The organism is Achromobacter sp. D7-1 (genome assembly GCF_059760445.1).
The window spans coordinates 1-11,387 of sequence record NZ_JCBAMT010000066.1 but is presented as its reverse complement, the minus strand read 5'-3'; the positions used below and the strand labels follow the sequence as shown (position 1 = coordinate 11,387).

9 protein-coding genes are annotated in these 11,387 nt (G+C 67.2%); 7 read left to right on the top strand and 2 right to left on the bottom strand.

Annotated features, from left to right (window positions below; translation table 11 throughout):
- Position 1: 1 nt before the first annotated feature.
- Both pgi and AC6LKD_RS23765 read right to left on the bottom strand, forming a co-directional pair.
- Positions 2-1,555, bottom strand: a complete 1,554-nt coding sequence (gene pgi / locus AC6LKD_RS23770; protein WP_492274288.1) for a glucose-6-phosphate isomerase — start codon at positions 1,553-1,555, stop codon at positions 2-4.
- A 7-nt stretch (positions 1,556-1,562) separates the two neighbouring features.
- Entirely contained in the window at positions 1,563-2,972 is a 1,410-nt protein-coding gene (locus AC6LKD_RS23765; RefSeq protein ID WP_498117660.1) for a phosphomannomutase/phosphoglucomutase, read from the bottom strand.
- Positions 2,973-3,304: 332 nt separating this feature from the next.
- Here AC6LKD_RS23765 and AC6LKD_RS23760 point away from each other — a divergent pair, with 332 nt between their 5' ends.
- From AC6LKD_RS23760 to AC6LKD_RS23730, 7 genes are all read left to right on the top strand, one after another.
- Positions 3,305-3,934, top strand: a complete 630-nt coding sequence (locus tag AC6LKD_RS23760) for a BPTD_3102 family carboxylase-like protein (protein WP_498117659.1) — start codon at positions 3,305-3,307, stop codon at positions 3,932-3,934.
- A gap of 117 nt (positions 3,935-4,051) precedes the next feature.
- Positions 4,052-5,467 carry an FAD-binding oxidoreductase gene (locus AC6LKD_RS23755; protein ID WP_013396203.1) on the top strand — a complete coding sequence of 472 codons (1,416 nt, stop codon included), beginning with the start codon at positions 4,052-4,054 and terminating at the stop codon, positions 5,465-5,467.
- A 25-nt stretch (positions 5,468-5,492) separates the two neighbouring features.
- Entirely contained in the window at positions 5,493-6,209 is a 717-nt protein-coding gene (locus tag AC6LKD_RS23750) for a response regulator transcription factor (protein ID WP_498117658.1), read from the top strand.
- A complete protein-coding gene (locus AC6LKD_RS23745; RefSeq protein ID WP_498117657.1) occupies positions 6,206-7,576 on the top strand; it encodes a sensor histidine kinase in 1,371 nt (456 codons plus the stop codon). Before AC6LKD_RS23750 ends, AC6LKD_RS23745 begins: the two co-directional genes overlap by 4 nt.
- Before the next feature lie 63 nt (positions 7,577-7,639).
- A complete protein-coding gene (locus AC6LKD_RS23740; RefSeq protein WP_498117655.1) occupies positions 7,640-8,374 on the top strand; it encodes a phosphatase PAP2 family protein in 735 nt (244 codons plus the stop codon).
- A gap of 77 nt (positions 8,375-8,451) precedes the next feature.
- The gene (locus AC6LKD_RS23735; protein ID WP_498117653.1) at positions 8,452-9,180 is read left to right on the top strand and encodes a FadR/GntR family transcriptional regulator; all 729 of its coding nucleotides are present in this window, start codon (positions 8,452-8,454) and stop codon (positions 9,178-9,180) included.
- 144 nt (positions 9,181-9,324) lie between these two features.
- Positions 9,325-11,220, top strand: coding sequence for an LTA synthase family protein (locus AC6LKD_RS23730; protein WP_498117652.1), 1,896 nt, complete (start codon positions 9,325-9,327; stop codon positions 11,218-11,220).
- Positions 11,221-11,387: the final 167 nt, after the last annotated feature.

Genomic DNA, 11,387 nt, shown 5'->3' with positions numbered 1-11,387 from the left:
CTCAAGGACGGCGCGTGATCGCGTCGATCCAGTAGCGGGTAGAGGGATCTTGCTGGCTGGCTTGCTGCGAATTCAGCTCGTGCATGATGCCTTTGGCCAACGCCTTGCCGAACTCCACGCCCCATTGGTCGAAGGGATTGATGCCCCACACCACGCCCTGGGTGAACACTTTGTGCTCGTATAGCGCCAGCAGCGCGCCCAGCGTGTAGGCCTCCAGGTGCGGCAGCACGATGAGCGAGGACGGCCGCCCGCCCGGGTGGACGCGATGCTGCGCCAGCAGTCGCGCGCGGTCCGGATCGCTTTCGATGGCGGAGGTTTCGGCCAGCGCTTCGTCGAAGGACTTGCCGCGCAGCAACGCGGAACGCTGCGCCAGGCAGTTGGCGATCAGCAGTTCATGATGCCGCGCGTAGGCGTGGTCGGGCTTTTCGCACAGGATGAAGTCGACGGGAGCGCCCCGGGTGTCCTGGTGCAGCCATTGGAAGAAGGTGTGCTGGCAGTCGGTGCCGGACATGCCCCAGACCGCCGGGCCGGTGGGCACGCCTGCCGGGCTGCCGTCAGCGGTGGCGACCTTGCCGAGCGATTCCATTTCCAGCTGTTGGGCCCAAGGCACGATGTGATAGAGCCGCGAATCGTAGGGTGCGATCACCAGGGAGTCGTAGCCCAGCACGCTGCGGTTCACGACGCCCGCCAGCGCCAGCTGGACGGGCGCATTTTCCTCGATGGGGGCGGTGCGGAAATGTTCGTCCATGGCGGCGGCGCCCGCCAGCAACTGGTCGAACGCGTCGGTGCCCAGCGCCAGCGCGACCGGCAGGCTGATCGCGGACCAGAGCGAATAGCGTCCGCCCACCCAGTCCCAGATCTGGAAGATGTGGTCGGGCAGGATGCCCAGATTCAGGGCCGCCTCGACGTTGGCGGTGACCGCCACGACCTGCTTGATCGGATCGGCCACGCCGGCGTCGCGCAGCCAGTTCATGGCGACTTCGGCGTTGGCCAGCGGCTCGGTCGTGGTGAATGACTTGGAGGCGACGATGACCAGGGTGTCGTGGGGATCCAGCCGGCTCATCGCGTCCGCAACCGAATGCGAATCCACGTTGGACGCGAAACGCACTTCGCGCCGCGCGCCGCCGTGGCGCAGGGCGCGCGTGACCAGCCGCGGACCCCAGTCGCTGCCGCCTATGCCCAGGTGCAGCACACTGCCATAGCGTCCGGCCGCGTCGGCCTGGCGCACGAATTCTCGCATGCGCTCGCGCTCGGCCAGCACGGCCTTGGCCACCCTGGCGGGCGGTTGCGGCGCGCGCAAGGCCGTGTGCCAGGCGGGGCGTTGCTCGGTCCAGTTGGCGTTGCCGCCGTCGAACAGGCAGGCCCGGGCCGCGTCGAAGCCTTGTTGCGCGAGCAGCGCGGCCTCGGCTTGTTGCAGGTCTGGAGAATACGCCTGCGCACTCAGATCCAGGCGCAGCCCGGGCGCACTGATAAGGCGCAATTGCTCGCCGCGGCATGGCGCGGCGCGCGTGGCCGTGATGAACTGTTGCCAGGCAGGGCTGTTCGATAAGGACATAGGCAATCTAGAAAGGCAGATCGGCTTGGGGCGCGAGCTTGCTCAGCTCGCGGCGGAAGTCGGCTTGTATGCGTTGCAGCGCCGCGGGCGTCTGGGCTTCGAAGCGCAGCACGACTACCGGAGTGGTATTCGAGGGGCGCGCCAGGCCGAAGCCGTCCGGATACTCCGCGCGCACGCCGTCGATCGTGATCACGCGGTCCGCGCCGGGGAACTGCCCCTGGTCCTGCAGGGCCTGGACCAGGGTGAAAGGCTGGCCTTCTTCCATTTCCAGCTTCAGTTCGGGCGTGGAAACGTCTTGCGGGAGAGCTTCCAGCACCGCGCAGGGGTCGGCGTCGCGTGACACGATCTCCAGCAGGCGGGCGCCCGTGTAGAGGCCGTCGTCGAAGCCGTACCAGCGCTCCTTGAAGAAGATGTGGCCGCTCATCTCGCCGGCCAGCGGAGCGCCGGTCTCGGCCAGCTTGGCCTTCACCAGCGAATGGCCGGTCTTCCACATCAGCGGCACGCCGCCGGCGGCCTCGACCGACAGGCCGACATGCCGGCTGCACTTCACGTCATAGATGATGGTCGCGCCCGGGTTGCGGTCCAGCACATCGCGGGCGAACAGCACCAGTTGACGGTCCGGCCAGACGATCTGGCCCGATTTGGTCACCACGCCCAGGCGGTCGCCGTCGCCGTCGAATGCCAGGCCCAGTTCGCAGTCGGTCTCGGCCACGCACTTGATCAGGTCCTGCAGATTCTTGGGCTCGGCAGGATCGGGATGATGGTTGGGGAAGGTGCCGTCCACTTCGCAGAACAGTTCGGTGACTTCGCAGCCCAGGGCGCGGAACAGCGCCGGGGCGACTGCGCCGGCCACGCCGTTGCCGCAATCGATGGCGATCTTCATGGGTCGCGCCAGCTGGATGCCCGATGCCACGCGCGCGATGTAAGCGGCCACCAGGTCCAGCTGGCGGCGCACGCCGGGCCGCGCCGCCGGGGCGCTGGCGGCGCCGTTCATGCTGGCGGCGCCGTTCATGCTGGCGGCCAGGGCCTGCACGTCCTCGCCGTAGAGCGCGCGGCCGCCCATCATCATCTTGAAGCCGTTGTACTTGGGCGGGTTGTGGCTGCCGGTGATGGCGACACCCGAGCCGGTTTGCATGACGTTGGCGGCGAAGTAGACCAGGGGGGTGGGCACCATGCCGATGTCCAGGGTGTCCACGCCGCCTTCCAGCATGCCTTCCTGCAGCGCCACCGATAGCATTTCGCTGCTCAGGCGGCCATCGCGGCCGACGACCAGGGTCTGCACGCCTTGCTCGCGCGCGCGGGCGGCCAGCGCCGCGCCCAGGGCGCGGGCGAAGCGGGCGTCGATCAGGTCGGGCACGGTGCCGCGGATGTCATAGGCCTTGAAGACCGATCCCGGAAATTGCGTGTTGTTGCCCACGGCGGTTCCTTGATGAGGGGTTGCAGTTCGGGTTCTGGCGCGGATTCTGGCAAACCCGTGTATCAAAACGCGCCTGGCTAGGGAATAAAGCGGAATTATCCCCCATTGGCGCTCCCCCTTCATCCGGCAGACGGCGTAGGGCGTTTTCCGTCCTGGCGGCACGGCAGGGCGTATGCGCTGATCTGGTGCGCGCGCGGGCATGGGTGCCTTGTTCTGGTGCGGATCGAGCCCACGTTCCTGGGTCTGGCCCAGGGAGCGGGGCATGGCATAAAAGTTGCTCTTCGTCCGAAGGTGATACGCTTGCTATGCAAGCAGAAAGACCGGGAGGGGCCATGGGCGCCAAAGTTTCTACTGTCATGTCATCCAGGGGCGCCTCAAGCCGGCGGGGTCCGCCCACGGATCACGCCGGGCCGGCCGCAGGCCGCGAGCGCCGGCTCGACATCCACGTGTTCGTTTCCGAAGCGGGCGGCCTGGTCACGGGCCGGGCCTGGGAGCGTTGCGTCTGGCGCGACGCTCGCGTCCTGATCGCCGAATCCCCGGCGCCGCATCTTCCTGTTTCCGTGGAAACCGCCTTGCGCACCGTCGCCGCCGACGTGGCGCGGGACCGTGGCTGGCAGGGCATGGGCACCGTCGCCTTCGCGCTGGACGACCGCAGCGGCGTGTTCCGCGTGATCGACGCGCAGGCGCAGGCTCATTCCGGCGCGGCCGTGCATGACTGCGAGCCCGTCGCCGCCCATGCGCTGGAAGTGCGTATCGACGGCTGCGTGGACCGCCGCCTGCCGTGCACGCGGCTGCTGGTATGCGGCGCGACCCGGGGCGAGGTCTTGCGCCGCGCCTATCGCGCCTTGTCGGAAATGCCCGGCCCCGCGGGCGTGGATCGGGCTTTTCTCATGAACCGCATCGCCTCCCGGGCCTATTGCTCAGGCCTGACTGGGGCGCGGCTGGACCAGGCGGTCGGCTGAACTGTTTTTTCCGGCGGACAGCGCGAGTCCGCCGGGCCGCGCCCGGGGCATTTCAGCCCCTACAATAGTCCGCACATCCCTAGCCTGGGGCGACCAGGCCTTACGAGTGCGGCGCATATGACCTTGCTGAGCGATCTACAGTCCCTTCTGGGCGCTTCTCACGTGCTGACGGGCACGGACGCCGACACATATGTGCTGGATTGGCGGCGCCGCTATCGAGGCGCGGCGCTGGCGGTGATCCGTCCAGGCTCGACCGCGGAGGTGGCGGCAGCGGTGAAACTGTGCGCCGCACATGGCGTGCCGATAGTGCCGCAAGGCGGCAATACCGGCTTGTGCGGAGGGGCCACGCCCGACCTTTCCGGCAGCGCGGTGATCCTGTCCACCGCCCGCTTGACGGCCGTGCGCGCCCTGGATACCGACAACGACACGATCATCGTGGAGGCGGGCTGCGTCCTGCAGGCGGTGCAGGAGGCGGCGGCCGCCGCCGGCCGGCTGTTTCCGTTGAGCTTGGCCGCGGAAGGCAGCTGCACCATCGGCGGCAACCTCGCGACCAATGCCGGCGGCACGCAGGTGCTGCGCTATGGCAACACGCGCGAACTGACGCTGGGCCTGGAGGTCGTGACCGCCGAAGGCGAGATCTGGAACGGCCTGCGCGGCCTGCGCAAGGACAATACCGGCTACGACCTGCGCGACCTGTACATAGGCAGCGAAGGTACGCTGGGCATCATCACCGCCGCAACGCTGAAACTGTTTCCAAGGCCGGTGGCTTCGTGCACGGCACTGCTGACGCTGGACGGCATCGACCAGGCAGTCGAGCTGCTGTCGCGCGCCCGCGCGGGCTTCGGCGCCGCGCTGACCGGTTTTGAACTGATGAGCGGCGCTTGCCTGCAGGCGGTCGTGCGCCTGTTTCCGCAGCAGCGCCTGCCCTTCGAGGGAAATTCCGCCGCCTCGCCGTGGTTCGCCCTGCTGGAGCTCTCCGACAGCGAAAGCGAGGCGCATGCGCGCGAACGCTTCGAGACCGTGTTGGGCGAGGCCATCGAGAGCGGGCTGGTGAACGATGCCGCCATCGCCGCGAACGTGGCGCAAAGCAAGGCGCTGTGGCATCTGCGCGAGAGCATTCCGCTGGCCGAGGCGGAGTTGGGCAAGTCGGTCAAGCATGACGTGTCGATTCCGATCTCCGCCATCGCCGCTTTCGTGCACAAGACCAACGCCTTGCTGCAGGCGCGCTTTCCGGGCGTGCGCCACGTGATCTTTGGCCACCTGGGCGACGGCAACCTGCATTACAACGTGGCCCACGCACCGGGGCAGACCGAGGCCGAGCTGCTGGCGCTGCAAGGCGATATCTACGGCGTGGTGCACGACAGCGTGCACGCGCACAACGGTTCGATCAGCGCGGAACATGGCGTCGGTCAGCTCAAGCTCGACGAGCTGCCGCGCTACAAGAGCGCCGTCGAACTGGATCTGATGCGCAGGATCAAGCGCGCGCTGGACCCGCAAGGGCTGATGAATCCGGGCAAGGTGCTGCGGGCCTGACCGCGCACGACAGAGGATCGCAACCATGGCAACCAGTCCCGCGGCGGGCGCGAATTACAGGGTGTTGATCGTCGAGGATGACCCCGTCATCTCCGGCAATCTGTACATCTTCCTGGAGGCGCGCGGCTTCCTGCCCGATGCCGCCTATTCAGGTCCGGCCGCGCTGGAGCGGCTGAAAGAGCAGCGTTTCGACGCCCTGGTCCTGGACATCGGCCTGCCGGGCATGGACGGCAACGCGGTGCTGCACACGCTGCGCAACGATATGCGCGTGGACGTGCCGGTGTTGATGCTGACGGCGCGCGACAGCCTGGAAGACAAGTTGGCCGGGTTCTCGCATGGCGCGGACGATTACCTGACCAAACCCTTCGCGCTGCTGGAGGTGGAAGCGCGCCTGATCGCGCTGATCCAGCGCGCCAAGGGCGCGACGGTGGACTCGGTGCGGGCGTTCGGCCCTTTGTCCTACGACACCCGTAACCGCGCCGTGTCGGTCAACGGCAACCCCGTGCACCTGACGCGCAAGGCCGGCCTCATCATCGAAGCGCTGTTGCGCGATCCCGGCAGGGTGGTGTCGCGCGAGGAGCTGGAATCCACGCTCTGGGGCAACGAGCCGCCTTCGTCGGACGCCTTGCGCAGCCAGGTCCACCTGTTGCGCCGCGCCTTGGCCGATGCCGGTTTCGACGGCATCGAGACCATACACGGCACCGGCTGGCGCCTGACGCTGGAAGCCGGGGCGGCGAGATGAGCGGCGTTTCTTCGGCCTCTGCCGGGGGCACCCTGACTCAGCGCGTGGTGTGGGCGCTGACCGGAACGGTGGCGCTGTTCGTGACGGCGCTGGCTCTGCTGGCCTACCTGACCTTCGACCAGATGGAAGACGATCTGGTCAACGACATCCTCAATACCGAAATGGACCGGCTGGTGCAGCATGCGCGCGTCAGCGACGGTTTCCTGCCGCGCGACGGCGTGCGCGAGCTGGGCGGTTCCATGCGGGCCTGGGTCAGCGTGGAGGGCAAGCGCCCCGCCGGCATGCCCCAGGAAATCGAATCCCTGGATAGCGGCCTGCACCTGGTCGAGCCGGGCGCTTACACCTGGCACGTGATGGTGGCCGAAACGGCGCGTGCCAAGGTGTACCTGCTGTACGACGCCACCGAGAACGAGGGGCGGGTGCATGACTTCGGCTTGATTGTTCTGGGGGTGGGCGCCATTTGCGTGGTGGGCGCCTATGCGCTGTCGCGGCGCGTGGCCGCCATCGCGGTCGGCCCGCTGCTGGACCTGACCGACCGGTTGGCGACCTGGGCGCCGGGGTCGCCCGACATGGCGGTGACGCGTGACGACGAGGCGGGCCGGCTGATAGAGGCCTTCAACCGGGTGCAGAACCAGGTGGACAGGTCGATTGCCCGGGAGCGCGAGTTCGCGGGCAATCTCAGCCACGAGGTGCGCACGCCCTTGGCCGCGATCCGTTCGGACAGCGAATTGATGCTGCTGACGCAAGCGCTGACTCCGGACCAGCGCCAGCGCCTGACCCGCGTGGTGGACAACGTGGATGATGTGATCGTTTCACTGGAGAGCGCGCGAGCCATGGCGCGCGATGAACTGCGCCCGGCGGAGCCGGTCGACCTCGCGGAATGCATGGACAATGCCTGGCGCGGCTATGAAGCCCAGGCGGGCTTGGCCAAGCTGGGGTTCGAGAACCGCATCTCCGCCGGCCAGGTTCGCTCCCTGGACCGCTACGCCTTGCTGACCGTATTGCGCAATCTGGTCCGCAACGCGGTCGAGCACGCCGCGCCAGCGACGCTGACCGCCAGCATTGCGGCCGACGGCGCGCTGGAATTGCGCGACGACGGCAAGGGTATCGCCGCCGAGGACCTGCCGTTCCTGTTCCGCCGCTATTACAGCGGCCGCATGCGGGATTCCGGGGCGGGCAGCCCCGACGAGACGGCGCGCGGCCTGGGCTTGGCGATCGCCAAGCGCGTCTGCGATATGCAAGGCTGGTCGCTGACCGTCGATTCCTCCCGGCAGGGCGAGCAGCGCGGCACCCGCTTCACGCTGCGCTTCGATATCCGCGAGGACCAGGCGACGGAGGCGGCCGGCGGGGCGCAAGGTCAAATTTGACGAAAGTTCGACTGTCCGGGGCCTAAGCTGCTCGTTTGCCTGACGGACCGCCTGCCGCCCACCATGCCGCCCTTATCGCCGCCCGCGCTGCGCCAGCCGACGCCGGCCTCGTATCTGTTCAGCCATATCGCCGCGGTCACGCTGGCACTGGCCTGTCTGGCGTGGTGGGCCAACGCTTCCGGGCTGGATCTGCGTATCGCCCGGGCGCTGTTCGACCCGGCGCTGGACGATTTTCCACTGCGGCTGAATCGTTGGCTGGAACTGGTCGGTCACCGCATGGTGCTGGCCTTGCCCATCGGAATAGGATTGGCCGCCGTGGGCGTGGCGGCGGCAAGCTATCGCATCCCGGCCTGGCGGGCGTGGCGCGGGCCGGCGCTGGCGCTGGCGGCGACCTGCCTGGCCGGGCAAGTGCTGGTGAACCAGTTGAAGCATTACACGACGCTGCCCCGTCCGTATGACCTGGACTTCCTGGGCGGCTATACCCCCTATCCGTCGCACTGGTGGACCTGGGCGCGAACCGGGGCGGGCGGCGCCTTGCCCAGTGGCCATGCCGGCGCGGGCTTTTCGATGCTGACCCTGTATTTCGTGGGCTGGGCGCTGGGGCGCCCAACCTGGCGCTGGTGGGGCCTGGCCGTCGGCATCGCGGCCGGCGTAGGCTTTTCCGTGGTGCGCATTCTGCAGGGCGCCCATTTCCTCAGCCAGACGCTCTGGTCCGCGGCGTTGATGTGGTTCCTGGCGACCCTGTTTTTCTATCCCCTCATTGTGGCCCGGCCGGCCGCCAGCCGCTCGGACCACTAGCCGCAGGGCGCCCCAAAGTACAATGGGCGCCGATGCTCGGCCCCGGGCCGTGCTCAACTGCTTCCGGACAACTCCCAATGAACGTTCCCGCCGATACTCCCGTCACGCCGCGGCGTCGTCCCCGGAACCTGGCCCAGGGGCTGGTCGAGAGCATCACGGAACGCATCCGTGGCGGGAACATCCGGCCCGGCGACAAATTGCCGACGGAGTCCGAGATCATGCGCCAGTTCGGCGTCAGCCGGACGGTGGTGCGCGAGGCCTTGTCCCGGCTGCAGGCCTCTGGCCTGGTCGAGACGCATCATGGCGTGGGCACTTATGCGCTGGAGCCCAGCGGCGGCGGCGATTTCCGCGTGGATCCCGCCGATATCGCCACGGTGCGCGACGTGCTGGTGCTGCTGGAGCTGCGCATCTGCCTGGAAAGCGAGGCGGCCGGCCTGGCCGCTGCCCGGCGCAGCCCGGAGCAACTGCTCGAGATGAGGCGCGCGCTGGATGCCTTCAAGAGCGCGCTGGACGGCGGTGGAGACACTGTCACGCCGGATTTCCAGTTCCATCTGCTGATCGCGCAAGCCACGGACAACCGCTATTTCGCGGATCTCATGTCGCATCTGGGCTCGGCCATCATCCCGCGCACCCGCATCAATTCGGCGAAGTTCGCGCACGAGGACCGCGCTGCTTATCTGGCGCGCGTGAATCTCGAACACGAGGATATCTACGGCGCGATTCAGCGCCAGGACGCGGAGGCTGCGCGCGCGGCCATGCGCACGCATCTGAGCAACAGCCGGGAGCGGCTGCGCCGCGCCCAGTAAGGGCAGCCGGTGGCTCGCGCCAAACCGCGTTAATCTTTGCGCGTTTTCAAATTTCTGACCACGAGGCGGCATGGCTCTGCTCGGCATACACGGCGGTATTTCCACATTTGAACGGGCGTTGCGGCGCCAGCGGAGGGCGCTAGCATGCGCCGTCTGACGCTACGGTTTGTTATCGCCGTCCTGGCGCTGCTGACGCTGTCGCGGCTGGGGCTGGCCTTCTGGATGTGGGACCGGGTCGAGGCGGCCGGCGGGCTGGGTCCGCTGCTGCTGGGCGGGCTGCGCATCGATGTCTGCCTGATGTCCATGGTGATCGCGCTGCCGGCAGTGTTTTCGCCGTGGTTCGGACACCGGCCGCTGGCGGCCCGTATCACCGCCTGGTGGTTCCGCGTCTGGTGGATGCTGTATGTGCTGCTGGAAGTCTCCACGCCGCAGTTCATCGCGGAGTACGACACGCGGCCCAACCGGCTCTATTTCATCTATCTGCTCAACCCGAAGGAAGTCGGGTCGATGCTGTGGCAGGGCTACAAAGGCGTGCTGCTGGCGGCTTTGGTGGTGTTGGTGCTGGCCGCCTGGCTGTCGGTCCGGCTGTTCCCCACCCGCGTGCGCGATCCGTTCATGTCCTGGTGGAAGCGGCCGGTGGCTTCGTTCGTGATCCTGGCGCTGGTGTTCCTGGGTGCGCGCGGCACGCTGGAGCATCGTCCCATCAATCCGGCCAAGGTGGCCTACAGCTCCGATGCCATGGTGAATTCGCTGGCGCTGAATTCCTTGTACAGCGTGTTTGACGCCGCCTACCGGATGCGCGATGAGCGTTCCTCTGCCGCCATGTATCCCAAGATGGCAGTGGATGAGATGAATGCCATCGTGCGCGAGAAGGCCGGGCTGACGGGCGCGCCGCTGGATCCGCGCTATCCCAGCCTGCACGAGCAGAAGGCGACGGTGCGCCGGGACAAGCCGCTGAACCTGGTGATCATCTTGCAGGAGAGCCTGGGCGCGCAGTATGTGGGCAGTCTGGGCGGGCGCGATCTGACGCCGAATATCGACCGGCTGGGCAAGGAAGGCTGGATGTTCCACCGGGCCTATGCGACGGGTACGCGCTCGGTGCGGGGCATCGAGGCGGTCACGGCGGGCTTCCTGCCGAGCGTGGCGGACGCGGTGGTGAAGCTGCCGCGTTCGCAGACGGGGTTCTTCACGCTGGCTCAGGTGCTGGGCAAGCACGGCTACCACTCGCGCTTCGTGTACGGGGGCGAGTCGCACTTCGACAATATGCGGGCGTTTTTCCTGGGCAACGGTTTCGATGAGATCGTGGATCGTCCGAAGTTCGTCAATCCGGTGTTCGAGGGGTCTTGGGGGGCGTCGGACGAGGATATGTTCAACCAACTGGACCGGCTGCTGCGTGCGGATGGCGACAAGCCGGTGTTCACGCTGGCGTTCTCGGTATCCAACCATTCGCCGTGGGAATATCCGGAAGGGCGCATCAAGCCGGTGGGAGATCCGGCGACGGTGGACAACACGGTGCGCTATGCGGACTGGGCGCTGGGGCAGTTTTTCGATAAGGCGCGCAAGGCGCCGTACTGGGACAACACGGTGTTCCTGGTGATCGCGGATCACGATTCGCGGGTCTATGGCTCCATTCCGGTGCCGGTGCGGCATTTCCAGATTCCTGCGCTGATTCTGGGGGCGGGGGTTGCGCCGCGGCAGGATGAGCGGCTGGTGAGTCAGATCGACATGGCGCCTACCATGTTGTCCTTGATTGGGCTGGACAATGTGAATCCGATGCTGGGCGCGGATCTGACGCAGCGGGATCCGAACCGGGCGATGATGCAGTACGCGGATAATTTCGGGTATCTGCAGGGGGATCAACTGCTGGTGCTGGAGCCTTCGAAGCCGCCGCGGCAGTTTCGGTATGAGGCGGCGCCGGTGGGGCGTGACGAGGTTTATGCGCCGGTGGAGCCTTTGGATTCTCAGCTCTCGGAAGAGGCCTTGGCGCATGCGTTGTGGGCTAGTTGGGCTTATCGGGAAGAGCGGTATCGGTTGCCTTGAGGTGGCCTTTTTATGCGGGACGTTGCAGGTTCTTAGGGCGCTTGGGGCGTCGGGGGCCTGGGGCGCGCGGGGCAACGATTGCGGTCCGGAGCCTTCGCTCCGGACTGCCCCTTCGTCATCTTCGTCAAGGCCTTTGGCCTTTCCTTCAGATTCCCTCGGGCTTATCG

Excerpts from the sequence above, each read along its gene's own strand:
- AC6LKD_RS23735 (WP_498117653.1), top strand. The coding sequence starts at position 8,452 with ATGAACGTTCCCGCCGATACTCCCGTCACGCCGCGGCGTCGTCCCCGG.
- AC6LKD_RS23760 (WP_498117659.1), top strand. The coding sequence starts at position 3,305 with ATGGGCGCCAAAGTTTCTACTGTCATGTCATCCAGGGGCGCCTCAAGC.
- AC6LKD_RS23745 (WP_498117657.1), top strand. The coding sequence starts at position 6,206 with ATGAGCGGCGTTTCTTCGGCCTCTGCCGGGGGCACCCTGACTCAGCGC.
- AC6LKD_RS23740 (WP_498117655.1), top strand. The coding sequence starts at position 7,640 with ATGCCGCCCTTATCGCCGCCCGCGCTGCGCCAGCCGACGCCGGCCTCG.
- AC6LKD_RS23730 (WP_498117652.1), top strand. The coding sequence starts at position 9,325 with ATGCGCCGTCTGACGCTACGGTTTGTTATCGCCGTCCTGGCGCTGCTG.
- AC6LKD_RS23755 (WP_013396203.1), top strand. The coding sequence starts at position 4,052 with ATGACCTTGCTGAGCGATCTACAGTCCCTTCTGGGCGCTTCTCACGTG.
- pgi (WP_492274288.1), bottom strand. The coding sequence starts at position 1,555 with ATGTCCTTATCGAACAGCCCTGCCTGGCAACAGTTCATCACGGCCACG.
- AC6LKD_RS23750 (WP_498117658.1), top strand. The coding sequence starts at position 5,493 with ATGGCAACCAGTCCCGCGGCGGGCGCGAATTACAGGGTGTTGATCGTC.